The sequence below is a fragment of the Paenibacillus tengchongensis genome (assembly GCF_008973665.1).
Taxonomy (GTDB): Bacteria; Bacillota; Bacilli; order Paenibacillales; family Paenibacillaceae; genus Paenibacillus_AQ; species Paenibacillus_AQ tengchongensis.
The window spans coordinates 413,766-438,648 of the sequence record NZ_WACP01000002.1 but is presented as its reverse complement, the minus strand read 5'-3'; the positions used below and the strand labels follow the sequence as shown (position 1 = coordinate 438,648).

22 protein-coding genes are annotated in these 24,883 nt (G+C 58.2%); 3 read left to right on the top strand and 19 right to left on the bottom strand.

The genetic code is table 11. The features are described 5' to 3' along the window. Positions 1-69: 69 nt before the first annotated feature. Complete coding sequence (locus F1381_RS04800) at positions 70-1,770, bottom strand: glutamine--tRNA ligase/YqeY domain fusion protein (RefSeq protein ID WP_151733681.1); 1,701 nt, start codon at positions 1,768-1,770, stop codon at positions 70-72. Between the two features lie 216 nt (positions 1,771-1,986). Between F1381_RS04800 and F1381_RS04795 the strand changes: the two genes are divergently transcribed. After that, a complete protein-coding gene (locus F1381_RS04795) occupies positions 1,987-2,232 on the top strand; it encodes a DUF2164 domain-containing protein (protein ID WP_151733680.1) in 246 nt (81 codons plus the stop codon). A 46-nt stretch (positions 2,233-2,278) separates the two neighbouring features. Beyond that, the gene (locus F1381_RS04790) at positions 2,279-2,827 is read left to right on the top strand and encodes a GNAT family N-acetyltransferase (protein ID WP_151733679.1); all 549 of its coding nucleotides are present in this window, start codon (positions 2,279-2,281) and stop codon (positions 2,825-2,827) included. Between the two features lie 128 nt (positions 2,828-2,955). Here the strand turns inward: F1381_RS04790 and F1381_RS04785 are convergent, their stop codons facing one another. The 7 genes from F1381_RS04785 to F1381_RS04755 all read right to left on the bottom strand — a co-directional run bounded on the left by F1381_RS04785 (position 2,956) and on the right by F1381_RS04755 (position 11,126). Next, the gene (locus F1381_RS04785; protein ID WP_187355195.1) at positions 2,956-3,600 is read right to left on the bottom strand and encodes an MOSC domain-containing protein; all 645 of its coding nucleotides are present in this window, start codon (positions 3,598-3,600) and stop codon (positions 2,956-2,958) included. After that, complete coding sequence (locus F1381_RS04780) at positions 3,575-4,105, bottom strand: GNAT family N-acetyltransferase (RefSeq protein WP_151733677.1); 531 nt, start codon at positions 4,103-4,105, stop codon at positions 3,575-3,577. Before F1381_RS04780 ends, F1381_RS04785 begins: the two co-directional genes overlap by 26 nt. A 64-nt stretch (positions 4,106-4,169) precedes the next feature. Continuing rightward, positions 4,170-5,381, bottom strand: coding sequence for an MFS transporter (locus tag F1381_RS04775; RefSeq protein WP_151733676.1), 1,212 nt, complete (start codon positions 5,379-5,381; stop codon positions 4,170-4,172). A 165-nt stretch (positions 5,382-5,546) separates the two neighbouring features. Beyond that, a complete protein-coding gene (locus tag F1381_RS04770; RefSeq protein WP_151733675.1) occupies positions 5,547-7,646 on the bottom strand; it encodes a molybdopterin-containing oxidoreductase family protein in 2,100 nt (699 codons plus the stop codon). Between the two features lie 303 nt (positions 7,647-7,949). After that, entirely contained in the window at positions 7,950-8,777 is an 828-nt protein-coding gene (locus F1381_RS04765; RefSeq protein ID WP_151733674.1) for a formate/nitrite transporter family protein, read from the bottom strand. Positions 8,778-9,038: 261 nt separating this feature from the next. Then, positions 9,039-9,878 (bottom strand): aldo/keto reductase, encoded by an 840-nt coding sequence (locus F1381_RS04760; protein WP_151733673.1) that lies wholly within the window; start codon positions 9,876-9,878, stop codon positions 9,039-9,041. Between the two features lie 42 nt (positions 9,879-9,920). Then, a complete protein-coding gene (locus F1381_RS04755) occupies positions 9,921-11,126 on the bottom strand; it encodes an MFS transporter (protein WP_151733672.1) in 1,206 nt (401 codons plus the stop codon). A gap of 159 nt (positions 11,127-11,285) precedes the next feature. Between F1381_RS04755 and F1381_RS04750 the strand changes: the two genes are divergently transcribed. After that, positions 11,286-11,657, top strand: a complete 372-nt coding sequence (locus tag F1381_RS04750) for a winged helix-turn-helix transcriptional regulator (protein ID WP_151733671.1) — start codon at positions 11,286-11,288, stop codon at positions 11,655-11,657. A 65-nt stretch (positions 11,658-11,722) separates the two neighbouring features. Here the strand turns inward: F1381_RS04750 and F1381_RS04745 are convergent, their stop codons facing one another. The 11 genes from F1381_RS04745 to F1381_RS04695 all read right to left on the bottom strand — a co-directional run bounded on the left by F1381_RS04745 (position 11,723) and on the right by F1381_RS04695 (position 24,879). After that, the gene (locus F1381_RS04745; RefSeq protein WP_151733670.1) at positions 11,723-13,087 is read right to left on the bottom strand and encodes an FAD-dependent oxidoreductase; all 1,365 of its coding nucleotides are present in this window, start codon (positions 13,085-13,087) and stop codon (positions 11,723-11,725) included. A 421-nt stretch (positions 13,088-13,508) separates the two neighbouring features. After that, complete coding sequence (locus F1381_RS04740) at positions 13,509-15,143, bottom strand: formate--tetrahydrofolate ligase (protein ID WP_151733669.1); 1,635 nt, start codon at positions 15,141-15,143, stop codon at positions 13,509-13,511. A 239-nt stretch (positions 15,144-15,382) separates the two neighbouring features. Then, the gene (locus F1381_RS04735) at positions 15,383-15,859 is read right to left on the bottom strand and encodes a glutathione peroxidase (RefSeq protein WP_151733668.1); all 477 of its coding nucleotides are present in this window, start codon (positions 15,857-15,859) and stop codon (positions 15,383-15,385) included. A 156-nt stretch (positions 15,860-16,015) separates the two neighbouring features. Beyond that, positions 16,016-17,035 carry an LLM class flavin-dependent oxidoreductase gene (locus tag F1381_RS04730; protein WP_151733667.1) on the bottom strand — a complete coding sequence of 340 codons (1,020 nt, stop codon included), beginning with the start codon at positions 17,033-17,035 and terminating at the stop codon, positions 16,016-16,018. 462 nt (positions 17,036-17,497) lie between these two features. Next, the gene (locus F1381_RS04725; protein ID WP_151733666.1) at positions 17,498-17,836 is read right to left on the bottom strand and encodes a DUF3243 domain-containing protein; all 339 of its coding nucleotides are present in this window, start codon (positions 17,834-17,836) and stop codon (positions 17,498-17,500) included. Between the two features lie 316 nt (positions 17,837-18,152). Continuing rightward, positions 18,153-19,058, bottom strand: a complete 906-nt coding sequence (locus F1381_RS04720) for a M15 family metallopeptidase (RefSeq protein WP_151733665.1) — start codon at positions 19,056-19,058, stop codon at positions 18,153-18,155. 175 nt (positions 19,059-19,233) lie between these two features. Beyond that, entirely contained in the window at positions 19,234-20,802 is a 1,569-nt protein-coding gene (locus tag F1381_RS04715; protein ID WP_151733664.1) for a DEAD/DEAH box helicase, read from the bottom strand. Positions 20,803-21,120: 318 nt separating this feature from the next. Next, positions 21,121-22,791 (bottom strand): ABC1 kinase family protein, encoded by a 1,671-nt coding sequence (locus F1381_RS04710; protein WP_151733663.1) that lies wholly within the window; start codon positions 22,789-22,791, stop codon positions 21,121-21,123. Then, positions 22,791-23,147, bottom strand: a complete 357-nt coding sequence (locus F1381_RS04705) for a phasin family protein (RefSeq protein ID WP_151733662.1) — start codon at positions 23,145-23,147, stop codon at positions 22,791-22,793. Before F1381_RS04705 ends, F1381_RS04710 begins: the two co-directional genes overlap by 1 nt. A 75-nt stretch (positions 23,148-23,222) precedes the next feature. Beyond that, positions 23,223-23,855: a ThuA domain-containing protein gene (locus F1381_RS04700; RefSeq protein ID WP_151733661.1), complete on the bottom strand. Its 633-nt coding sequence runs from the start codon at positions 23,853-23,855 to the stop codon at positions 23,223-23,225. 211 nt (positions 23,856-24,066) lie between these two features. After that, a complete protein-coding gene (locus tag F1381_RS04695; protein ID WP_151733660.1) occupies positions 24,067-24,879 on the bottom strand; it encodes a uroporphyrinogen-III synthase in 813 nt (270 codons plus the stop codon). Positions 24,880-24,883 lie beyond the last annotated feature (4 nt).

Genomic DNA, 24,883 nt, shown 5'->3' with positions numbered 1-24,883 from the left:
GGGGCCATTGCCGGGGTCCCCGCAAAGTAACCGGAATGCTCTGCGGAGGCCTGCTTCACTTTGCGGGGCTTATTTCCCGGGCTGGAATGAGCTCTTCAGGGAAACCACCAGGTTGAATACCGGCTCTCCCGGACGGGAGTATTTGCTGTCCACATTGAAATAGCCGTGGCGGAAGAATTGGAACTTGTCCTGCGGCACGCTGTCCTTCAGGCCCGGCTCCACAAACCCGTGCAGAATCTGCAGGGAATTCGGATTCAGCTGGTCAAGGAAGCTCGGCTCCGGCTTGCCTTCGGCAGGCTCCAGACCTTCAACCTCGGCGTCGCTGTCCGCTTCCTCGGCCGAAATCAGCGGCTCGTACAGGCGGAATTCAGCCGGCACGGCCTGGCTGGCGTCCACCCAGTGGATGGTTCCCTTCACCTTGCGGCCGGTGAAGCCGCTGCCGCTGCGCGTTTCCGGATCATAGGTGCAGTGCAGCTCAACGACCTCGCCGTTCTCGTCCTTAATGAAGTCGGTGCATTTGATGAAATAGGCGTTCTTCAGGCGCACTTCATTGCCGGGGAAGAGCCGGAAATACTTACTCGGCGGATTCTCCATGAAATCGTCGCGCTCGATATAGATTTCCCGCGAGAACGGAATCTGCCGGTTGCCCATCTCCGGATTCTCCACGTTGTTCTCAATCTCGAAATATTCGGTCTGGTCTTCCGGATAATTCGTAATGACCACCTTCAGCGGCCGCAGCACGGCCATCGTCCGCGGTACAGTCAGCTTCAGGTCCTCGCGGATGAAATGCTCCAGCATCTGCAGATCAACCAGACCCTGGCTCTTGGAAATCCCCGTCTCATGCACGAAGCTGCGGATCGCTTCCGGCGTATAGCCGCGGCGGCGCAGCCCGGAAATCGTCGGCATGCGCGGATCGTCCCAGCCGTCCACATGGCCTTCATCGACGAGCAGCTTCAGCTTGCGCTTGCTGGTCACCGTCTGGGCCAGGTTGAGCCGGCCGAATTCATATTGATGCGGCTCGGCCGGCATATCGCATTCGGCGATGACCCAGTCATAGAACGGACGCTGATCCTCGAATTCGAGCGAACAGAGGGAATGGGTCACATGCTCAATGGCATCCTCCAGCGGATGCGCAAAGGTATACATCGGATAGATGCACCAGGCGTCTCCCGTATTATGATGATGCGAATGCGAAATACGGTAAATGACCGGATCGCGCAGGTTGATATTCGGGGAGGACATGTCGATTTTGGCGCGGAGCACCTTCTCGCCGTCCTTGAATTCGCCCGCCCGCATACGGCGGAACAGATCCAGGTTCTCCTCTATACTCCGCTCGCGGTAAGGACTGTTCTGGCCCGGCTGGGTCAGCGTGCCGCGGTATTCGCGGATCTGCTCGGCGGTAAGGTCGTCGACATAGGCTTTGCCCTTCTGAATCAGCAGCTCGGCGCGTTCATACATTTGACCGAAGTAGTCGGAAGCGAAACGCAGCTCTTCCCATTCGTAGCCGAGCCACTTCACGTCCTCCTTAATGGAGTTCACATATTCCGTATCTTCCTTCAGCGGATTTGTGTCATCGAAGCGCAGGTTGGTTTTGCCGCCGAACTCATCGGCCAGCGTAAAGTTAATCCAGATCGCCTTGGCATGTCCGATATGTAAATAACCGTTAGGCTCCGGCGGGAAGCGGGTGACGACTTCCTTAACTTTACCCGAGCGGAGATCTTCGGTGATGATGTTCTTGATGAAATTGGAGGGGGTAACACGGTTCTCCACAGTGATCAACCTTTCCTTCTGTAATATTACTGCCTTTTACTATGAGCACGTTTCCTATTAATATACCCGTTAAGCGTGGATTGTTCAATAAAATGGCAGGCAAGACGCCGCCGTAATCCCCTTTGACTTCGCTCCCGGCGATGGAGTAGCATGGGAAGCATACAGGCTTGCCGCAGTATCCAAGCCGCATATCAGAACTGTAAAGGGGAGATCGGAATGAAACCCATCAAGCTGAAGAGAGAGCAGCGCGAGCTGATCGCGGAGAACATCCGCGCCTATTTTGAAGCTGAACGGGGAGAAGAAATCGGTACACTTGCAGCGGATCATCTGCTGGAGTTCTTTCTGGGCGAGCTTGGCCCGCATATTTACAATGAAGCGCTGGCCGATTGCCGCACACTGGCACGGGAGCGGATGCAGTCGCTCGAAGAAGACATCTATGCCCTGGAATGGCGCAAGCGCTAACCGCTGCCCGCTGCCCGGTCTGACCTAAGGAGAGGAGACTGCTGCCTTGTTCTATTATGCCATTGATGATGATTTGGTGCTGAAGCTGCTGATGCCGGAGCATGCCCGCCCCATGTTTGCCCTGGTGGAGCGCTCGCGGCCGCGGCTGCGGCGCTGGCTGCCCTGGGTCGACGGCGTCACCGAAGAGTCTCATATCACCGTCTTTGTCAAGAATGCCATCAAGCAGGGAACGGACAACGGCGGTTTTACCGCAGGACTATGGGTGCGAGGCGAGCTGGCCGGCATTATCGGCTTTCATGAGGTCGACTGGCATAACCGCTCGGTGGGCATCGGCTACTGGCTTGGCGAAGGCTATGAAGGCCACGGCTATATGACCAGCGCCTGCCGGATCTTCGTCGATTACGCCCTGCTGGAGATGGAGCTGAACCGGGTCGAGATCCGCTGCGCCACCGCCAACAAAGCCAGCCGGGCCATTCCCGAGCGCCTGGGCTTTATCTTCGAAGGCGTGATCCGCGAAGCCGAGAAGCTGCCGGGCGGCTATGTGAATCACGCCGTCTACGGCCTGCTGCGCAGCGAATGGAAGCTGCTGGGCTAAAGACACGGGAACACCTGCTGCCGCAGCAGCGGCCAGGTAACCACAGCATAAACCCCCGGCATACCTGCCTGCCGGGGGTTATTCCTGAGTAAGCTGAGGCCGCAGAATAATCTGCGCCTGCCGGGCTTTTATTTCCCGTTCAGCCAGGATTTGAAGTCGTCGCGCGTGCTTTGCGCCAGGGTATCCAGTTCGGCCAGCTCCGCCAGCCCGTCCTTTTCCCGGCGGCCATGCTGCATCAGATGCAGCACGCGTCTGACCTTGTGGCCGCCCGCACCGCTCTCCACCTTGACGATGGCGTCTCCCGCCGCAATGGCCCCTTCGCGCAGCACGCGGAAATAGAAGCCGCTGTAGCCGGTGGTCAGCACCTGGGCCGGCATAGCAGATGCGCCGTGCTTCTGCGAGAGCTTGAAGCAGGGAAAGCGCGGCTGGCTTACCTGCAGCAGCGCTGTACCGATTTCGTACACATCGCCGATACATACTTCCGTTTCCAGCAGTCCGCTGACGGTGATATTCTCGCCGAAGGCGGAATACTCCAGCTTCTTGCCGAGCTCCTCTTCCCAGTAAGGATAGTGCTCAATCGGATAGACACAGACCGCTTTGTCCGGTCCGCCGTGGTTCACCAGATCCGCTTGACCGTCGCCGGTGAAGCCCTCTGTGCCTAGGGCTACCGGTCCTTCGACAGGCAGCTTATAAATCCCGGTCTCCAGCGGCTTGCCCCGGTAGTCCACCGTGACGGGCTTCCCGATATTAAGTGATACAACCTCCATCTCCATTCCCTCCTGTCAGCATGCAGTACATAAACACTTCATCGACGTAATGACCGCCCAGATAAAACTCTTCCCGTAACCGCCCTTCTTCGGCAAAGCCGCATTTGCGGTAAAACGCCATCGCAGGTGCATTGCTGGAGAGCACCCGCAGCCGCAGCTTGCGGATGCCGTTCTCCGCCGCATGCCGCTTCACCGCAGCGATCAATTCCCTGCCGATGCCTCTGCGCTGATAATCCGGATGCACAGCAATGTTAATCTCGCAGACATGCCGCTGGCTCTCCATGCCGCTCGGGCAGCCGAATCCGACATACCCGCACAGCCCGCCGTCCTGCAGCGCCACCAGCTGCGAACCGGGCGGCGCATGCAGCAGATAATCCTCACGCGACCGCCACATCAGCGGTCCCGGCGTAGTCTCTTCGGTCCAAATCAGATGATCCAGTACGATCAGCTCCCGGACATCGCGGATCTCCGACGGCCGGATGGTGAGCGGGCCTTTGTTGATCTGTTGCATTCTCGAACACTCCTCGTCTTGCCTCTTCACCGTTCTCCGCCTGTCCCGGCTGCTTAAGACCGGGTTAGGCTGCGCTTCGCTCCAATGCGCGCGGGGAACGGTTGACATAGGCATGAATCAGGAAAAAGCCGACAGACAGCACCGCCATCCCGCAGGCCAGCCAGCCGGTCGGGGCCAGGCCGCCCCGGTCGAACTGGATGCCCATGAGATACGGTCCGATGACCCGGCCCACCGCACCGATCCCCCCGCTTAAGCCAAGGTAGAACGGGGCGCTGCGCCCGGCATGATCAGAGATGAAAGCCGGCGTCGCCGGCGAGATCAGCATTTCGCCGAGCGTAGCCAGCAGCATCGCCAGGAACAGGCCGGCATAGCTAGGCATCAGCAGAATGACGGCATAGCCGCTCAAGTAGAACACCGCGCTGGCCGTCATCTGCGAGGTCGCTGTCGCTGCGAACCAGCGTTTGATCAGGCTGACCACCGGCTGGGCGGCGAAGATCAGGATTCCGTTCAGCGTCCACAGGAAGCCGTACGTCTGCTTCGGCCAGCCTTCCGAGATAATATACGGCGATACGCCTGTATTCCATATCGAGTTCCCGATCAGCAGAAACATGGAAGCAATGGACATATACAGATATATCCGCGTATTTCCCATCAAACGCCAGCCGGAAGGGCCGGGCTGCGTCGCTTTCTTTGCCGCCTGATCCTGCGGAGCGGAGGTACCCACCTTCCGCAGGTAGAACAGGAAGAAGATGGCGAAGACAGCCGAGGTCACACCATTCAAGATAAAGCTCAGCATATAATTGCCGAGGAAGCCGCTGAGCGAGGTGCCCAGCGCCACCCCGATATTGTTGGCGACATAAATCACGTTGAACAGCTCGCCGCGCCGCTCGGCAAAGCGGAAGCCGACAAACCCCTGAATCGCCGGCAGCGAGAGGGAATTGAACAGCCCCACAAGCCCCATGGCAGCGATGAACAGATGCCAGTTCCCGCTTGCCGCCGGCAGCGAGAACAGCGCCAGCGCGTTGAGAGCCAGAGCGCCGACGATCAGCCGCTGCACGCCGACCTTATGGTACAGAGACCCGCCGAGCAGCTGTCCGGCAATCCCGCCCAGGGACTGCACGAGCAGAACGATTCCGGCATCCTTCATACTGCGGCCGAGCTCATCAAATACATACATCGTTACGAGCGGCCACATCAGCGCGCTGCCGGTGGCGTTAATCAGACTGGCAATCAGAAATACTCTGATTTCCTTAGGGTAAGCTTGTAAAAACCGCATGACTACTCTTTCATCCCCTGTTAATTATGTGTCATTAATTCCATCCAGTATCCGTCTTAAACAGGGCCAAGAGCAAGTATTTACACTGACGCATTATCGCGACGCATCAACGAACAGTTTAGTATACTCAGGCCGATCAGGCAACCTGTATCTATGGCCTTCGCATCACAGGCCGGAACCGGCTGCCTCCACCCCTCCATCGCTGAGCCTTACCTCGACGGTAGCGGAGAAGAAGGTCGCACCGCTGCCCATGTCGCTGAGCCGGTCAGGGGTCAGCGTGTTCACCCGCTGCCTCCGGCCCTCGCCTTCCCACCACAGCCCCTGGCTGACGACGGTGCCGGGCAGCATGCTGTCCGTGACCGCCGCCGTCAACTCCACCGTGCCCCGACTGTTGTAGACAATGACCTCAGCGCCCTCGGATATCCCGCGCGCCTGTGCGTCCGCCGGATGAATTTGCAGCACCGGCCGCTTCTCCAGCTGCTGGTGCTTCTCCACGTTGGCGAAGGTAGAGTTCAGGAAATGATGGTTCGGCGGCGACAGGAACATCAGCGGATACGCCGCTCCGCTTCCCGGGCGCCGGACGCCGTCATACCCCTCCTTAAGCGGGGTATACGTAGGCAGCGGAGGCAGCCCCTCCAGCTCCATCGCCCTGGAGTACAGCTCGATCCGGCCCGAAGGCGTGGGCAGCGACTCCAGGAACGCTGCTTGCGGCGTCATATCCAGCTTCACGAACCGCTGCTTCTGCAGCAGCTCCAGCGTCACCCCGTTCAGATAAGGGTTATTCTCATAATCCAGCGCCTCCCGGATCAGCTCCTCATCCGTCTGGCCGAACACGCCGCCGTCAAAGCCCATGGCCTGCCCCAGCAGGCGGAACACTTCAGCGTTGCTCTTGCATTCACCCGGCGCTTCCAGCACGGGCTCCTGCAGCTGTACATAATGGTGCCAGTATGAACTGTACAGATCCGTATTCTCAAAGCTGGAGGTTGCCGGCAGCACGATGTCGGCGTAACGTGCGGTGTCGGTCATGAACAGATCATGCACAACCGTAAACAGATCCTCGCGCGCAAAGCCCTGCCGGACCCGCTCCGAATCGGGGGCCACCACCAGCGGATTGCTGTTGTAGACACAAATCCCCTTGATCGGCTCCTCTGTCCAGGCCAGCGCCTCGCCGATCCGGTTCATGTTCACCGTGCGCACTTCCTTCTGCGGCTTGAGATCTGGCCGTCTGAGTGCGTCTGCATTGGTGGCTGAATAGCCGCTGTTCGACTTGTAGGCACCTCCGCCCCGTTTGCTCCAGGCTCCGACCAGCGCGGGCAGGCAAGCAATGCTGCGCACATTCATGCCGCCGTTGTCATGGTGCTGCAGCCCGTTGCCGATATGGATATACGGCGCCTGCGCTTCCCCGTAAAGGCGGGCAAGCCGTTCGATATCGTCCACGGCGATCCCCGTAATCTCCGCCACCCGCTCCGGCGGATATTGCTGTACATGCTCCCGGAGCTCTTCATGTCCGGTCGCGTACTTCACAAGAAACTCCTCATCGGCGAGCCCGTCGCGGAACAGAATGTGCATCAGGCCGAGCGCCAGCGCTGCATCCGTTCCGGGATACAGCGGCAGGAACCAGTCCCCCCACCGCGCTGTCCGGTTACGGTGCACATCGATGACTACGATCTTCGCCCCCCGCTTGCGGGCTTCCTCCGCATAGACGACCTGATGCATGTTCGTGCTCACGATATTGCCGCCCCAGACGATAATCAGGTCGGCATGCACGGTGTCCTCCGGGCTTGTCCCTCCGTCGAACCCCATCGTGTACTCCCATCCGGCCGTTCCGGCGGCACTGCAAATCGTCCGCTGCAGCCCGCTCGCCCCCAGTGCATGGAAGAAGCGGCGGTCCATCCCTTCGGCCGACAGGATCCCCATGTTGCCGTAGAAGCTGTATGGCAGGATGCTTTGCGCACCGTATTCGTCCATAAGCTGCCGGTACCTTCCGGTAATCTCGGCTATAGCCTCGTCCCAGCTTATTCTTTCAAAGGCGCCCGTCCCCTTGGCACCGGTACGCCGCAGCGGATACAGCAGCCGCTCCGGATGATGAACCCGTCCCGCCATATTCCGCACCTTGTTGCAGATGGCCCCCCGGGTTACCGGATGCTCCGGATTGCCTGCCACTTTGCTGATTGTGCCGTCCTTGACATGCAGCAGCAGCCCGCAGGTATCGGGGCAGTCCAGCGGGCACACCGCCGGATAGATCCCGTCTCTGCTATGAACCATGGCACTGTCCCTCCTTGCTTTCACTCGAATAGTTTCATTGTATAACCCCCGGCGGCACCCGTAAAGAAAACAACGGATTCAGCCTGTTTCGCCCCTCGGTTGCCCGGGTAATAGAGCATATGAAACACTCCCTATTAAATTCGCCGTGAATCCGGTTTCGTTCCCCCGAGCCGGATATGCACGGCGAATTTTGTGTGATCAGGGATTCTTTCTTCCCGATAACGCCAAAACCCCGAATCCTTCCGCGGCCGGGGCCGGAGATCAGATTCAGGGTTCTCTGGATTTTCTTTGATTTTAATAATCTTAAGCGTGCTTCTTCAAGCCGGAAGCGGGTACTTCCGCAGGTGCCGATGCAGCGGCAGGCGCCTTGCGCAGATAAGCCATGTAGTAGGCAAACGCGACGAAGATGGCTCCACCTGTAAGGTTGCCCAGCCATACCGGCACGAAATTGCCGAAATATTGCCCCCAGGTGAAGTGTCCTTCAAATATGGCAGCGGGGATTAGGAACATGTTGGCTACAACGTGCTGGAAGCCGATCGCGACGAAGGCCATCGTCGGAAACCAGATGCCGAGAATTTTGCCGCTGAAATTGTCCGCCCCGTAAGAGAGCCATACCGCAAGCGCCACCAGCCAGTTACAGCCGATGCCGGAGACAAAAGCCTGCAGGAAGGTAACGTCAATCTTGTGCTCCGCCATATCAATCAGCTTCTCCAGGTATACTCCGTCCGAGGTCAGTCCCACCACATGCCCGAAGAAGTAGGCGACGAACAGCGCACCCGCCAGATTGCTGAGGGTAATCAGCACGAGATTCTTGACGACCTCCAGAAAGGAAATCTTCTTCGCCAGAAAAGCAAGCGGCACCGCCATCATATTGCCGGTCAACAGCTCGCCGCCGGCCAGCAGCACCATAATCAGTCCGACCGGGAAGACCGCCGCCCCGATGAAGTTAGCGATGGAGCCCCATTCCGCCGGAGCGCCGGCAATCACGCGAATATCGAGCAGGAAGCCCAGTGAGATGAACGCCCCTCCCAGAAATCCGAGAATCAGGACGGCAGCCAGCGGATTGTGGACCTTCTTGATTCCGTTCTCGACCGTCACTTCCGCAATCTGCTGCGGTTTGTTATAAGCCATGATTCCAATCCCCTTTAAATACTTAAAATTTGTTCCTTTACGCCCATTGTACCGCCATCCCCGTCACAATTACGTGATAATTATCACTTTAAGAAAGGGATCGTGAAATTTTTCACGGGTACGTCAAATTTGAATATTTTTACGCCAACTCGCAAGGAAATATGCTTATGAATACATAAGCTGCCGCATGTGACAGTAAACCCTCTCAAAGAAAATAGCCCTCATCGCTGAGGGCATTTTTCTTCATCCAATCTGTTTGCTTTAAAAATCAAAGTTGTCCGGGTCCGGTCCCACGCGCAGGTGCTGATTCAGACCATCAATGCGTTCCATATCCTCCTTCGAGAGCACAAAGTCAAATATACGCGAGTTCTCTATAATCCGCTGCTCTTTCGTTGATTTTGGAATGGTAATCACGCCGTTTTGGATATCCCAGCGCAGGATGATTTGCGGTACGGTTCTGTTGTATTTACGGGCAAGTCCGGTGAGAACCGGGTCTTGGAGGAGTTGGCCCTGCATGAGAGGGGACCAGGCCTCCAATTGAATGCCGTTCGCTTTACAGAAAGCTTGAAGCTCTTTTTGCGTTAAGCGCGGATGATATTCCACCTGGTTGACCATAGGGTTGACTTCGGCGTCCTGCAGCAAGTCCTGAAGGTGATGAATCTGGAAGTTGCTGACGCCGATTGCTTTTACCATCCCCTCTTTATAGAGAGTTTCCAGCGCCCGCCACGCCTCCTTATATTTACCCGCCACCGGCCAGTGGATCAGATAGAGATCCAAATAATCGAGGCCCAGTCGCTGCAAGCTGGCTTCATAAGCGGCAATTGTTGATTCGTACCCCAAATCGGCATTCCACACTTTGGAGGTGATAAACAGCTCTTTCCTCGCGACTCCCGTCTCCCGGATTGCTTCGCGGATGGCCTGTCCCACTCCGGCTTCATTACCGTAAACGGCGGCCGTATCGATGCTGCGGTATCCATGCCGGATGGCCGATTTCACCGCTTCTGCCAGTTCAGGCCCTTCCTCCACTTTAAATACACCCAGACCAAACCAAGGCATTTTTAGACCATTATGCAGGGTAGTTGTAGCTTGTAAGTTGTTCATCTTCTGTATCCTCCATGTAAAATAGTTTAGGAAATTCGGCATTCAAGCGGCTGCTTGTTCCGGATGTGGTTGTTCGTTCCGTGCAAGCAGCCGGCTCCAGCCGGTCAGAAGAACGGCCGCCAGCACCATCAGGGCGCCAATCCAGGCGGTGTCGGTAAGATCCATAGATTCAGCCGCCTGGCCGCCCAGGAAGGAGCCGAGCGCAATCCCGGCATTGAATGCGGCAATATTGACAGCTGAAGCCACGTCTACTGCCGCAGGGACATAACGCTCTGCCAGCATGACGACGTAGACCTGCAGCCCCGGCACATTCATAAAGGCCAATAATCCCATAAAGAAGATGGTGATTAATCCGGCGATTTTGAAGGGGGCCGTAAAGTACAGGACAAACAGGACCACGGCCTGGACCGCAAACATGTAGAACAGCGCCTTAAGAGGGCTGCGGTTCGACAGCTTTCCGCCAATCATATTTCCGGCTGCAATCGCCAGGCCATATCCGACCAGAATCACAGCCACGGTATTTTCGGCAAAGCCGGTAACCTGCTGCAGCAGCGGGGATAAATAAGTGAAGACCACGAACGTTCCGCCGTAACCCAAAGCCGTAATGATAAAGATCAGCATTAAACGGCCATTGGTGACTAAACGGAGCTGCTCGTTAAAAGAAGTCCGGTTACCCCGGCGCAAATCCGACGGAACCAGAATGCTGTTCGCGAGCAGTGCAAGGAGTCCGGCAACGGTAATCATGAGAAAAGCCAGTCTCCAGCCGAACTGCTGTCCGATGAATGTCCCCAAGGGCACTCCTGTGACAGTGGCTACGGTCAGTCCCGTAAACATGATGGATATTGCGCTGGCCCTGCGGTTCTCCGGCACCAGCTCAGCTGCAATCGTCGAGCCGACTGACATGAAGACACCGTGCGAGAAGGCTGAGATCACCCGCGCCGTCAGCAGCACTCCGATAGCGGGAGCAGCCGCGGCGATGCCGTTTCCGGCAATAAAAATGACCATGATCCAGAGCAGCAATGTTTTACGCGGCATTCTGGAAGTAATGGAAGTAAAGACCGGCGCGCCGAAGGTGACGCCCAAAGCATATAAAGAGACGGTTAAACCGGCGGTCGTAACCGATATATTCAGATCCTCCGACATGAGCGGCAAGAGCCCGACTACTATAAATTCTGTGGTGCCGATGGCGAATGCACTTATTGCCAATGCAAGCAAGGCGAACGTGCTCCGCCTGGTATCTAAGGCCATTGTTCCTTCCTCCTATAATTGAATACTGCCAAGCCCGGCTGCAAATGCTATTATGGGATATAGGATAGATAAAGAGAAGTACGCACTTTAAAGTGATATAGGTACCCGAAAGTGCTATAGGTACTTTTTAGTGCCTTTTTAATAGAGGAGGAGCTTACCGTGCAACAAAAGAAATACAACATCTCCGTAGAAGCTACTTTGGAGGTGATCGGGGGCAAGTGGAAATGCGTGATTCTCTGCCATTTGACGCATGGAAAGAAGCGCACGAGTGAATTAAAGCGACTGATGCCTAACATTACGCAAAAAATGCTGACCCAGCAGCTGCGCGAGCTGGAGGAAGACGGCGTCATTAACCGGGTCATTTACAATCAGGTTCCGCCCAAAGTGGAGTATGAACTCAGCGAATACGGCCGGAGTTTAGAGGGGATTTTGAGCTCTCTCTGCACCTGGGGCGAGAAGCATATTGCCAAAGTATACGGAAATACCTTTGATGTGCTGGAAGAGAGCGTCCTGAATGATCATCTGAAGTAGGGCCGGGACAAACAAATAAGACCGGAGCGCCTTAGCGGCGCCCCGGTCTTGTTTACTTAAACAGCTTATACGTTTACCGGTTCTTTGACGGCTGCGGGTTTCGGCAGGGCGGCCAGGCCGGCGGTGTTCAGGAAGTTCCAAGGCTTGTTGTAATGCGGCTGGAAGAAGAAGTCGATAAAGGCCAGCTGGTCTACCGTCATTTTGTTCTGGATGCAGACCGAGATGGTGTTAATCGACTGGGTCAGGTCCATTTTGGACATAATCTGCGCACCCAGGATGCGGCGGCTCTCCCGCTCATATACAACCTTCAGTTGCACTTCTTCATACGTCGGCATAAATTCCGGACGGTAGTTATCGGTAATCATCACGCTTTCGGCATCGATGCCTTCGGCTTTGGCCGCATCCAGCGTCAGGCCGGTGCCGGCGATGTTGTCCTCGTAAATTTTGATGCCCGAGGTACCCTGGGTACCCATGTAAGGAATCGTGTTGGCGACCAGATTGCGGGCCACCAGTGTGCCCATCCGTACGGCGTTGGTGGCCAGCGGGATGTAGGCATTTTTACCGGTAGGGTTGTAGTGGATAGCACAGCTGTCGCCGGCGGCATAGACATCGGGAACACTGCTCTGCATATAATCGTTAACGATGATTGCGCCGTTCGGCAGCATATCGACCTGGCCCTTCAGGAGCTCTGTATTCGGACGGAAGCCGATGCAGAGGATGACCAGCTCGGTCTCATACTCGCCTTTGTCTGTAATGACCTTGGTCACTTTACCGTTCTCCCCGGCAAAAGAGCTGACCTTCTCGCCCAGCGCCAGCTTGATGCCGTGATCCTCCAGCGAATGCTGGATTGGCGCTGTAAATTCCCCGTCGAGATATTTGCTCAGGATACGGTCCTCGGCGTCGATCAGCAGGACCTGCTTGCCGTTCATCTGGAAGGCTTCCACCAGCTCCACGCCGATGTAGCCTGCGCCGACAACTGTAATATGCTTAACCTGCTGCGCTTTTTCGATGATGGTATTCGAATGGCTGTAGTTCTTCGACAGCAGAATGCCGTCCAGGTCCATGCCTTCAAGCTTCGGCACAATCGGCCAAGAACCTGTCGTCATAATGAGCTTGTCGTACGTATCTGTGAATTCCCGGCCAGTGTTCAGGTCACGGGCTTTTAATGTTTTATTTGCGGTATCAACGGCTGTAACTTCATGGCGCATCTTGGTGGTTACGCCCAGCTCGGCCAGCTTCTCCGGCGAGGAGTAGAACAGTCCCTGCGGATCTTTGATCACCCCGCCCACGTAAAGGGCGATGCCGCAGGACAGGAACGAGATATTGTCGTTGCGTTCATACACGGTAATCTCGGCGTCCGGGTAAAGCTGGGCGGTGTTGACGATGGCTGCGGTTCCGGCGTGGGTACATCCAATGACTGCTACTTTCATGATTTCTTCCTCCTCCATTGTGGTGAACCATATTTATCTGTGTGTCCGTTTGTGATTTAATTCACTTTATGCATTGATTATATTGTGATTTTTGTCACATTACAAGAGCTTTTGTGATTTTTCTCACATTGTTCACATTTTAGCTATCGACCCTGCTATTGCCGCTTGGCTTAGGATTCCCCGCCGGATGGGCATTATAACTGTTCTGTGCAGGAAGTAGAGGAAGGATGAGGAGAGGCAGGCCAGAATTCGCTGAAGCAGGCAAAAGACTGTCTGGAGGGACTGGACCGGTTCAGCGGAGCTCGGCAGCAGGGTATCCCGGGAAAAGAAAAAGCGGGCTCCCTGGGGAGGCCCGCTTACATATGTTTGAGTTAATCTGCTAATGGTGTGACGCATTAGGAGAGTCCTGGTTGAGCCTTCCCTACACCAGTCCGTGGATCACGCCGTCCTCATCGATCCGCAGGCTTTCGGAGGCCGGCTTGGCCGGAAGCCCGGGCATCGTAACGATGCTGCCGGTGATCACGACGGCAAAGCCGGCCCCCAGTGACAACGTAATGTCACGGACGCCCATCGTAAAGCCTTCCGGCGCACCCAGCAGCTTCGGCTGATCCGAGAAGGAATACGGCGTCTTGGCCATGCACACCTGGAGGTGCTGCAGGCCAAGCTTCTCAATCACGGCCAGGCTGCGTTTCGCCGCCGGGGAGAAGGCCACTCCGGAGCCCCGGTACACTTCGGTGACGATTTTGTTGATCTTCGCCGGAATATCCAGCTCATCCTCATACAGCGGGGCATACCGGCTTGCCGTTCCAGAACCGAGCAGCTTCATCAGCTCGCCGGCCAGCTCCGCTCCGCCAGTGCCTCCTTCCGCCCACACCTTGGAGACAGCGCAGGGCACGCCCAGGCGGCGGCAGGCTTCCCGCACTTCCTGGATTTCCGCAGGCGTATCGCCTTCGAAATGGTTGACCGCTACCAGCACCGGCACGCCGAATTTATGCAGATTCTCGATGTGCCGCTCCAGGTTGGCCATGCCCGCGAGCAGCGCCGCGCGGTTATCGGCATAAAGCTCCTCCTTGCGCACGCCGCCGTTATATTTCAGCGATTTCACCGTAGCCACCAGTACGGCCGCATCCGGGGCAAGCCCGGCCTGGCGGCACTTGATATCCATAAATTTCTCCGCGCCGAGATCGGCGCCGAAGCCCGCTTCTGTCACAACGACTTCGCCCAGCTTCAAGGCATACCGGGTCCCGATGACGCTGCTGCAGCCGTGCGCGATATTGGCGAACGGCCCGCCATGGACAATCACAGGCGTCCCTTCCAGCGTCTGCACCAGATTCGGCTTCACCGCTTCCTTCAGCAGCACCGCCATCGCCTCCACGGCGCCCAGATCGCCGGCCGTTACCGGCTGGCCGAGCTGGTCATAGCCGATCAGCATCCGGCCCAGCCGCCGTTTCAGGTCGGCGAGATTCTCACAGAGGCAGAGCACCGCCATAATCTCCGAAGCGGTCGTAATCTGAAACCCCGCCTCCCGGACCGTACCGTTGCCGTCTCCGAGACCGGTCACAATGCTGCGCAGGCTGCGGTCATTCATGTCCATCACCCGTTTCCAGACGATCCGCTGCGGATCAAGACCCAGTGCATTCCCCTGGAACAGATGGTTGTCGATCAAGGCCGCCAGCAGATTATGCGCTGAAGTTACCGCATGGATATCACCGGTAAAATGCAGGTTAATCTCATCCGCCGGCACAATCTGCGCCTTGCCGCCGCCGGTTGCTCCGCCCTTCATTCCAAGGCACGGACCGAGTGACGGTTCACGCAAGGCGGCTACCGCTTTAACGCCTACCGCATTCAGCGCCTGCGCCAGGCCGATGGTTGTAAGTGTCTTGCCTTCGCCAGCCGGTGTCGGATTGACTGCAGTCATCAGGACGAGCTTGCCGTCCGGTTTGTGCTTAAGCTCATCCCATAGGGAGGGGGACAGCTTGCTTTTATATTTTCCGTACAACTCCAGGTGTTCTTCCGCAATCCCTGCTGCCGCAGCCACCTCTGTAATTAACCTCATGCCTCTGTAAAACCTCCTGCCGTTATTATCCTGCCTCCGCGCCGTACTTATGTATAAGACCTGCCGGAGGAAAGGATTCCTATTCAAAGGATACCCGCTCTCTGAAAAGCGTCAAGGAATATTTTCATAATTCTCAGCCGGACAGCTAATCCGAAATAAAAAACCTTCCGGCAACCCTGCTGCAGGCAGGCATTGCGGAAGGCGCATTTCCCATGTACAGAACGTTTATAAACCGGGTCCTAGAGGAGGGACTCAATCAATGTTCTCATCGTTTCGGGCGTCTCCCGGGGCTCGACCCGCGCCACCACATGACCGCTGCGGTCCACCAGGAATTTGGTGAAGTTCCAGGCAATATCGCTGCTTTCGCCCGCACCGGGCTGCTGCTGCTTGAGATAATTAAAGATCGCGCTGGCCTCCGGTCCGTTGACATCCGCTTTGGCAAAGACAGGGAAGGTAACGCCGTAGTTAATCTTGCAGAATTGCTCGGCTTCCTCGCTGCTGCCGGGCTCCTGCCCGCCGAACTGGTTGCATGGGAATCCAAGCACCGCCAGTCCCCGGTCACTATAATCTTCATGAAGCTTCTGCAGCTCTGCATACTGCGGCGTAAGCCCGCACTGGCTGGCCGTATTGGCAATGAGCAGCACCTCGCCGCGATACCCCTCCAAAGGGACTTCCTGCCCTGCCGGAGTAACCGCAGAGTAACCATAGATAGACATTCCGTGTTCCTTCCTTTCCGTTCAAAATTCACCAGACCCGAAGAACCGGACACCGTCCGGCTCTTCCCCATCTTAACTGATAGCAGCCTGAATACAAAATCACACCTGTCCATCCGTCCAAAAGGTGCAAAAACTAACGCTGTCCACCCTGCTGTATTACCGCTTCGGCTTCCGTTCCTGCAGCCCGCAGGCCTTTGCCACCAGCCGCAGGCAATGGAGCCTGTCCTCGAACCTGTGCAAAGGCGCTGCGAACATGATCTCGTCGCAGCCGTATTCGGCCGCCATCGTTTCGAATTGCTGCCGGACCTCTCCGGGCGAACCAACCACCATCTGCTGCCGGTTCTCCCCAACGCGGAAGCGGTCATAAGGGGAGTAGGAGTAATTCAGCGCACTCTCTACAGGCGGCGTGGGAAAAGACCGGTGTTCCCTCTCCAGCTGGACCAGCGACAGATCGATGCTGGACGCAAGCCGGTCTGCCTCCCCGGCTGTCTCCGCACAAGAGACAAAGACGGCTACCAGCGAACGGGGCGCTGCGGCAGCCCCTGATCCGCTGAACCCGGCCCGGTAAGCGCCGAGCGCCTCCGCAATACCGTTGCCGTTAATAAACCGGGCAAACGCATAGCCCGTGCCCGATTGGGCCGCGAGCGCCGCACTGCCCTTTCCGGCGCCCAGCACCCATACTTCCGGCGAGGTCTCAACCTCGGGAGCCGCCTGCAGTCCGGCGTACCGGTGCGGCTTCACCGGGCCGCCCCTCAAATAGGCCAGCAGGTCAGCAATTTGCTCCTCATACAGGCAGTTTCCCTGAATCCGGTTCTCCTGCAGCGCATGAACCGCCAGCGCTCCGCCGCCAGCTGCGCGGCCCAGACCAAGATCGATCCGGCCGGGATAGAGAGCTTCCAGGACGCGGAAATTCTCGGCCACCTTGTAGGCGCTGTAATGGGGCAGCAGCACTGCGCCCGCCCCGACGCGGATATTCGACGTCACTGCGGCCAGATGGGCGATCAATACTTCGGGGCTGGTTCCCGCGAGGCCCGGAGCGGCATGATGCTCCGAAACCCAAAAGCGGTGATAGCCGAGCCGGTCCGCCTCGCGGGCAAGCGCGGCCGTCTGGGCCAGCGCTTCGGCAGGCGTATTCCCCTCGGAGACAGGAGACTGGTCTAGGATACTGAGTTTCATGGCAGAAGCAACTCCCGTCGGCAGATTGTGAGACCCGGTTATTGATCCTATTATAACACTGCCCTCTTTCCGCACGCTTGTCCGGACAGGCAAAAATCCCCGGCAAAGCGGGTTATTCCGATCACAGAATAGCCACACTTTGCCGGGGAATCACCGGCTCTTCGCAAACTCAATGCCTGCATAAACCTTTAGGCAACAGGCAGGTATATACAGGTATATAACAGACACGTATACATTAGCGGCAAAAACTGCCTCTAATTCTTGTCTTCGCCTGACCTCAAGAGAATAAAGGTAAAAACTAACCTTACTTTCTCGGGAATAGCTGTTTTGTCCAAAATCCGCTTAATTAGAGGCAGGAAACTCCACTAATTTACTAAAAATGGACTTCAGGCTGAGATTAGAGGTAGAAAATACCTTTATTTCTGCATTAGTCTGTTCCGGTGCAGACCTATGGTCACCGCACTAGTCCTGGACCAGCTTTACCAGCATATGGGCCAGCCGGTGCCGCTCCTCCTTGGTGCCGACCTTCCACAGCTCCAGCAGCAGCTTCTCTTCGCTGCCCCGCGGCTCTTCATAGGCGGCCAGATAATCGGCAATCTTCTCCGCGGCCACCGCCAGCTGCTCGTCGCTGAGCCCGATTTTGCGGGCCAATTGAACACGCTTTCGCAAATACTCCTTGAACTCCGAGAAGTTGCTCAGAATCCGCTCCCGCTGCTCCGGCTCAATGCGGTCCAGCGCATCGTTGACTCTGCTCATCGTAACATCGCCGTCCTTGCTGACGACATGGTTATGTTCAGACATTAGCGTAGCCTCCTGTTCACTTGCGCGTTTGCTAGTACTTAACCGGGCGGAGGGAAGCTGAATCGTGTCCTTGTCAAGCCAGCACGGGGAGCGCAGGCATCCGGGCTATGAGCGGCTGGTATCAGGTGCGGCATCCAGCATCCAGCAGCCGGGGCGCACCTCTGACATTAGAGCATGAGGCCACCCGGCATTCGGCTATGAGCGGCTAACGGCAGGGCAAAGGCTTTGCACGGGGAGCAGCGCCTGCTACGCAACAAGGCTGCCCCTTCCCGTATTTATCCCGGGTCGAAGCAGCCTTGTCGGCAGGATCGCCAGTTCAGTTGTTTACTGGAACGGCGTCGTAATATTCTTCCAGTGTAATGTTCTTGCTCATAACCTCTCCGGCAATTTCCTTGCCGACATAACGGATATGCCAAGGCTCATATTTATAGCCGGTGATGGACTCCTTGCCTTCCGGGAAGCGGATGATGAACCCGTATTCCTGAACATGCTGGGCCAGCCATTCCGCTTCCGGGGTACCGGCAAAGCAGCTTTCCGCCGCGCATTTGCCGTCACTGCCGGAGATATCAATCGCCAGTCCGGTCTGATGCTCGCTGTGACCCGGCACAGCGCTGTAGGTGCGGGCTTTGGCTTCGCCGTCACGCTTCACATAGTTGTTGAACAGCACCGTCTGCGTGGACTGGGAACGGTAGGCGGACACGCCGGCCAGATGGACGCCGTCCTGCTCCGCTGCGGCGAACAGCTCCTCCAGCGCGCGGGCCGCGGTCTCCCGCAGCATCCGTTTCTCGATCTTCTCGCTGAAGATGAACGGCACATCCGGATACACCAAATCATCCGGCTTATAATCGTCCGGCAGCTTGTACTGCTTGTTGATCAGCGCCGCCAGGCTGTCCGGCTCTGCGGCCGTCTGCACGGCATCGCCATTCCCGGAAGCCGCAGGCGGCGCGCTTGCCGCACCGGGTTCTGCCGCAGGCTCGTCCGTCGCCTGGGGCGACGGGGCCGCTGAAGCGGCGGCCTCATCCGGCACGGCCACCGGTGCATCGCCTGTGCCGCTGCCCTCCGCCGGACCGGCGGAGCCCTGCGGCTCCCCTTCCAGCTGCGGCGGCTGCGAGGCGGCTGCGCCGCTCTCCGGCGCCGCTTGAGGCGAGGTATATTTCCCGACTGCCCATCCTCCGGCTATGACGGCGATGAGCAGAATCACAATCCATCCTTTTCTAGACATAGTACCCGGTCACTCTCCTCTTGCTGAAACTTCTCTCTTTAGTTCTCTAGACAAGCTGTAGGCCAAAAAGGTTTCACTTGCTCTCAAAACAAATGTTACCACAGGGCATCCTGGCGCGGGTTAGGCGCCGCAATGCCCCATGGTAACAAGTGCGGGTCTAAACTGTACAGTTCCTTTATCTGTTGCCGCGGCCGCCGCGCCGGCCGCCGGAGCCGCCGTCCCGGCCGGATCGATTGCCGCCGCTGCGCCCGGCGGCGCCGTTGCCGCCGGCCTTGCCGCCTTTGGCCGGCGCCGGCTTGCCCTTGGACGGGCCGTACTGGAAGCCCGGCCCGTCTGGTCTGCCGCCGCGCGAAGCGGCGGCCTCCCGGCCCTTCGGCGCGGCGCTGCCCGCGCCGCGCTTACCGCCGGCCGCCTGGCTGCGGCCGGCCTTCTCCGCAGGCGCGCTCCAGCCGCCTGCTTCCTTGTCGCGGCCGCGTCCGCCCGGCCGCGCTCCTGCCGCGGCGCGCGGGGCTCCGCTGCCGCGGCCCTGGCCGCGTCCGCCGGAGCCTTTGCGCTCCGGCGCGGCTTCCTGGCGCGCTGCGCGTGCGCCGCCGCCCGGGGCGGAAGTGAATTGGCCATCGCCGAATTCATTCTTCTCATAGCGGCGCCGTTCCAGCCGCTGCGCCGTCTGGCGTTCGATGTCTTCGAGCGCGGCGCGGTCGCGCGGGGAAGCGAAGGTGATCGCCAGACCCTTCCCGCCGGCCCGGCCCGTACGGCCGATCCGGTGGATATAGCTGTCCGGGTCAAGCGGCATGTCATAGTTAAAGACATGCGTCACGCCTTCGACATCAAGGCCGCGGGCAGCCACATCCGTCGCGACGAGAAGCTGCAGCTTCGCCTCGCGGAACCGCTTCATTACCGCTTCCCGCTTCGCCTGCGACAGGTCGCCATGCAGCTCGTCGCAGGCATACCCGGCCGCCTGCAGTGTCTCGTTCAGCTTCGAGACCCGGCGCTTCGTCCGGCAGAAGATCATGGCCAGATACGGCCGGTCCCGCTCGATCAGCGAAATCAGCGCCTGCTCCTTATTGCGGTCGGAGCATTCCACCACCTGCTGGCGGATATTGTCCAGCGGAATCGGCGAATTGCCCTTAATTACAATGTCCAGCGGCTCTTTCATATAATTGGCTGCCAGCCGCTTGATCGCATCCGGCATCGTCGCCGAGAACAGCATCGTCTGGCGGCGGTAAGGCACGGCTGTAATAATCGACTCTACTTCCTCCAGAAAGCCCATATGCAGCATCTGGTCAGCCTCATCCAGCACCAGCATCTTCACGCCGCCAAGATCCAGCGTCTCCCGCCGCAGATGATCCAGCAGCCGTCCCGGCGTGCCGATAATCAGATGGCGCCCGCCCTCCAGCTTGCGAAGCTGCTTCTCCACATCCTGGCCGCCGTACACCGCCAGGATCTTGACCCCGGTATGCCGACCCAGCTTGCGGGCCTCCTCGGTAATCTGCAGCGCCAGCTCGCGCGTCGGCGCCAGAATCAGCGCCTGGGGATAGGCCTGTTCCACCCGGATCTTGTCCATAATCGGCAGCAGAAAAGCCAGTGTCTTTCCTGTCCCCGTCTTCGCCCGGGCGATGACGTCAAGCCCCTGCACCAGCGGCGGAATGGACTCTGCCTGCACCGGTGTCGGCTGTACAATACCCTGACCCTTAAGCAGATCAGTTAATGCTTCTGATACTCCCAAATCCTTAAAACCCGGCAAATGAGCCACCTCACTTAATTAAATTGAATATGCCTACTTGCTGTCCTTGTCCGTTCCATTTCCCTTTATAAGTGAATGCCGGCCGGCAGATCAAACAAAAGCGGAAGAACCCCCTGCCGGAGCTCTTCCGTCCCTTAGGCGCCGGCCGCCGCACCCGCCGGCCTGTAGCATCGGCAAAGACGGCGATCCGCGGACGGCGCTCCCACTCTCATTCGAATTCCAACTTAGCAAGTAATTCCTTCTCATTGTACTTGATCCCGGCGGTTTTGTAAGCACGCCGGGCAGAATAATTCGCAATCCCGCTTACGGCTGCCCCGGCTAGAAACGCCCTGACTTGAAGATGGAGTACAGCAGCCACAATATCATCAGCAGCGCCACCACCGAGCCGATCTCCACCGTGGGGAAGTCCCACAGCAGCGACGGCTCGCCGCGCAGCGAGGAGCCGATAATGAGCCCGGCCATAATGATGGAGAAGGCCAGCAGCACAATGCTGAAGGACAGGCGGTTGCCGACGCGGCTGAACTTATGCTCCAGGTTCTTCAGCTCCGGCAGGCCGACCTCCACCTTCAGCTTGCCCTTGCTGAGCAGCTCGGACAGCTGGCGGGCCTGGGCCGGAAGTTCCACCAGCGTCTCGGCCAGATCGGCCACCCCGCCGAGCAGCTTGCGCTGTAGCCGGCTGCCGCTGAAGCGCTGCTTCATCAGCCTCCGGCCGAAAGGCTCGGCCATCTGCACTATGCTGAATTCCGGGTCCAGACTGGCCACGACTCCCTCCAGCGTCAGCATCGTCTTGCCGAGCATCGCCAGATCCGGCGGGATCACCAGCCTGTGCTTGCGGGCAACGCGGAACAGGTCGTTCAGGGCCTGCCCGATGCTGATCCGCTCAAACGGAATGTCGTAATACGCTTCACGCAGCCGGTCCATGTCGTCATGCAGCGCAGCCCGGTCCACTTCGCCGGGAATCACACCCATGCGCAGAATCGCCCGTACCATGGAATCGGTATTTCTGCGCATGAGGGCGATCACCAGTGCCGACAAAGCATCCTTCATCTCCTCGCTGAGCCGCCCCGCCATGCCGAAGTCGATCAGGGCCAGTCTGCCGTCTTCCAGCAGCATCACATTCCCCGGATGCGGGTCGGCATGGAAGAAGCCGTAGATAAAAATCTGATTCAGCATCATCTCCACCAGCCGCTGGGCGACATCCCGCAGCTCCATTCCCCGCCGCAGAATCTCCCCGCGGTGGTTCAGCGTAAGGCCATCCACAAATTCCATCGTCAGCACCCGCGCCGAGCTGTAGTCCCAATAAATCTCCGGAATATACACGCGGTCCTGTTCTGTCAGCTGGCCCGCAATGCGTTCCGCGTTACGGCCCTCCTGCCCATAGTCAAGCTCGGCCAGCAGGGAGCGCGAGAATTCCTCGGTCATCCGGGTCAGGCCGTATTGCCTGGCCCAGTCCAGCTTGCGCTCGGCCAGGACGCTCAGATCATGAAGGATCTCCAGATCGCGGCTCATCGTGCGCATAACGCCGGGACGCTGGATTTTAACCGCGACCGGCGTCCCCCCGTGCAGCACCGCACGGTGTACCTGACCGATGGATGCGGCGGCAAGCGGCACATCATCGAAGGATTCAAATATGTCCTCAACCGGCAGCTCCAGCTCCTGCTCCACAATACTCCGCGCCGTTTCCGCCGGGAAGGGCGGCACGCTGTCCTGAAGCTTGACCAGCTCCTGAATAATGGAGTCCGGCAGCAAATCCGAACGGGTACTGGCCAGCTGGCCCAGCTTGACAAACGTCGGCCCGAGATCCTCCAGCACGCGGCGGATGCGCTCCCCGAGAGTCACACTTTCATGGACCTCCTGCTTAATCAGCCGGCGCGGCAGGGACAACAGGTGGTGCAGACCCAATTCCTCCACCATATAGCCGAAGCCATGACGCATCAGCGCCATGGCAATGGTCCGGTACCGTCCGGCATGTCTGATGCGCACCGCCATCAGTCGGTGCGCGTATCCGTCAGCGGCTCATCGGGGGAAGCAGCTGGAGCTTCGCCTTCCAGTTCGGCCACACGGGTCTCCAGCGCGGCAATCCGCGCCTCAAGGATGGCGATATCGCTCTGAAGAGGCACCTTCAGTTCTTTAAGCACCCGCTGCACCTGTTCCTGGACCGCCGTCTTGAACATCCCGCGCTCTTCCTCGCCACGTTCCACCAGCCGGTCGACGAGCGCTCTGGATTCCGAAGGGGCCAGCTCCCCCTTCTTCACCAGTTCATCGACAACCTTTTCAATCTTTTCCTTGCTGACCACGGTGAGGCCTACTCCCAAAGAGATCGCTTTTTTAAACAAATCGCTCATGGCTCAATCCTCCCTTGTGACTCCGGTTATGGTTAGAGTATACCCCTTACGGCGGCATTTCTCAAAAGAACCGGATTACCGCGGAATCCGTGCCGCCCATGTAGCGGCCTGCAGGATCAGCTGCCGTACCGCCGGATGGCGGAAAGAAGGCTCATGATGTCCCGGCATTAGATAGACGACCCGGCCCTGGCCGTAACTGTGGCACCAGGCGGCAGGAAGACGTCCCTCTTCCGACTCGTATTCAAGCAGCACGGTTTTCTCAGTAAACGGGTCAAATTCGAACCGGTAAGGTTCCTCGTCCAGCTCAAAATCTGCCAGGCCCTCCGTAATATCATGCTCCAGAACGTTAAATTTTAGTGGCGTATAGGGCGGATGCCCGGTAAATTTGCCGCCGATCAATTGGGCAAGCTCATAGCGCTTCGCCAGCGAGATGCCGTTGTGCAGCACGATCAGTCCCCCGCCGCCGCTTACATAGCTGAGCAGGCCGGCCGTCTGCTGCGGGGAGACCGTCTCATTCCATAATTCATTGTAGGCAATGCATAAATCATAGCCGGACAAATGCTCGCTGAGCAGCAGCTTCTTATTCTCCGAGCATTGTACGGTCAGCAGTTCGCCAAGAATCTCGCCGATTTGCAGATCGACGCCCTGCAGCGGATGAAAGCGGGGATGGGTGTAATCGCCCAGCAGCAGGCATTTTCTCTTATCCATGGATTTCCCTCCTTGTATCTGTCACATCAATTGCCGCATGTTGCTACTATTCTAAGAAAAACTTACGCTAATGTCCATGACTGGCGGAGATTTCCGGCTTATGGCCGGATGCCGCCGCCGGTCATGGCAGAACTTCTTACTTCACAGCCCGTGTTCGGACAAAAGGAATCCCGTCCGCTTCAGGGGACGGGATATCGGCAGCTTAGTATGATCAGCGGCGGGCAGCGAGATAACGGCCCAGCTCGACGAACATGCTGCCCATTCGTTCATGTTCAGGGGCAACAATCCGCGTGATGCCCTCCTCTTTAAGCGATTCGGAGGTGATTCTGCCAACCGACACAGCCAGCACCTTGCCTTCAAAGGCGGCGATCAGCTCCGGCAGGCGGCCCTGTTCACGCGCATACCCGGCCAGGAACCGGAACTGCGGGGCGCTTGTGAAGGCTACGGCGTCCACTTCCCCTGCCAGAATCTCTAGCAGCAGGGTCGCCAAGGCTCCCGGCTCAGGCGGCGTATGCCGGTAAGGCTGAATCTCGCGGACTGTTGCCCCGGATTCCTCGAGCCAAGCCACAATCCGCGGCGCCGATTCCCCGTGCAGCTGCAGGATGACTTCCTTGCCGCGCAAATCCCAGTCCGCCAGGCCGCGGAGCAGGCCGGTTGTACTTCCGTCATCATCCCTCACCACCGGGGTTAGTCCCCTCTTCTTGAGAGCATTTACCGTCTTATATCCCCTGGCGGCTATCGGCGCGCCCGCGAGCACTTCCAGAAAGCGTTCGCTCAGCCCCATCTGTTCAGCCATCCCGAACAGCGCATCCAGCCCCATCCCCGTTGTGAGAATCGCCAGACCGGGAGGATGCTCCGTCCAGTTGACCAGTCCTTCCCGGAGGGCTTCATCGTCCAGGAACACCGTGCCCTGCGCCGGACGGTGCAGCGCCGTTCCGCCCATGTTCTCCACCAGTTTGGCCATTTCCCCCGCCTTGCGCGGCCCGGCCAGGGCGACGGTCACTCCCTTTAGCTGCTCTGCCATAATT

Excerpts from the sequence above, each read along its gene's own strand:
- F1381_RS04785 (WP_187355195.1), bottom strand. The coding sequence starts at position 3,600 with ATGGAGATGGAGGTTGTATCACTTAATATCGGGAAGCCCGTCACGGTG.
- F1381_RS04795 (WP_151733680.1), top strand. The coding sequence starts at position 1,987 with ATGAAACCCATCAAGCTGAAGAGAGAGCAGCGCGAGCTGATCGCGGAG.
- F1381_RS04760 (WP_151733673.1), bottom strand. The coding sequence starts at position 9,878 with ATGAACAACTTACAAGCTACAACTACCCTGCATAATGGTCTAAAAATG.
- F1381_RS04710 (WP_151733663.1), bottom strand. The coding sequence starts at position 22,791 with ATGGCGGTGCGCATCAGACATGCCGGACGGTACCGGACCATTGCCATG.
- F1381_RS04755 (WP_151733672.1), bottom strand. The coding sequence starts at position 11,126 with ATGGCCTTAGATACCAGGCGGAGCACGTTCGCCTTGCTTGCATTGGCA.
- F1381_RS04700 (WP_151733661.1), bottom strand. The coding sequence starts at position 23,855 with ATGGATAAGAGAAAATGCCTGCTGCTGGGCGATTACACCCATCCCCGC.
- F1381_RS04775 (WP_151733676.1), bottom strand. The coding sequence starts at position 5,381 with ATGCGGTTTTTACAAGCTTACCCTAAGGAAATCAGAGTATTTCTGATT.
- F1381_RS04730 (WP_151733667.1), bottom strand. The coding sequence starts at position 17,035 with ATGAAACTCAGTATCCTAGACCAGTCTCCTGTCTCCGAGGGGAATACG.
- F1381_RS04780 (WP_151733677.1), bottom strand. The coding sequence starts at position 4,105 with ATGCAACAGATCAACAAAGGCCCGCTCACCATCCGGCCGTCGGAGATC.
- F1381_RS04765 (WP_151733674.1), bottom strand. The coding sequence starts at position 8,777 with ATGGCTTATAACAAACCGCAGCAGATTGCGGAAGTGACGGTCGAGAAC.
- F1381_RS04705 (WP_151733662.1), bottom strand. The coding sequence starts at position 23,147 with ATGAGCGATTTGTTTAAAAAAGCGATCTCTTTGGGAGTAGGCCTCACC.
- F1381_RS04695 (WP_151733660.1), bottom strand. The coding sequence starts at position 24,879 with ATGGCAGAGCAGCTAAAGGGAGTGACCGTCGCCCTGGCCGGGCCGCGC.
- F1381_RS04770 (WP_151733675.1), bottom strand. The coding sequence starts at position 7,646 with ATGGTTCATAGCAGAGACGGGATCTATCCGGCGGTGTGCCCGCTGGAC.
- F1381_RS04735 (WP_151733668.1), bottom strand. The coding sequence starts at position 15,859 with ATGTCTATCTATGGTTACTCTGCGGTTACTCCGGCAGGGCAGGAAGTC.
- F1381_RS04720 (WP_151733665.1), bottom strand. The coding sequence starts at position 19,058 with ATGTCTAGAAAAGGATGGATTGTGATTCTGCTCATCGCCGTCATAGCC.
- F1381_RS04740 (WP_151733669.1), bottom strand. The coding sequence starts at position 15,143 with ATGAGGTTAATTACAGAGGTGGCTGCGGCAGCAGGGATTGCGGAAGAA.
- F1381_RS04745 (WP_151733670.1), bottom strand. The coding sequence starts at position 13,087 with ATGAAAGTAGCAGTCATTGGATGTACCCACGCCGGAACCGCAGCCATC.
- F1381_RS04725 (WP_151733666.1), bottom strand. The coding sequence starts at position 17,836 with ATGTCTGAACATAACCATGTCGTCAGCAAGGACGGCGATGTTACGATG.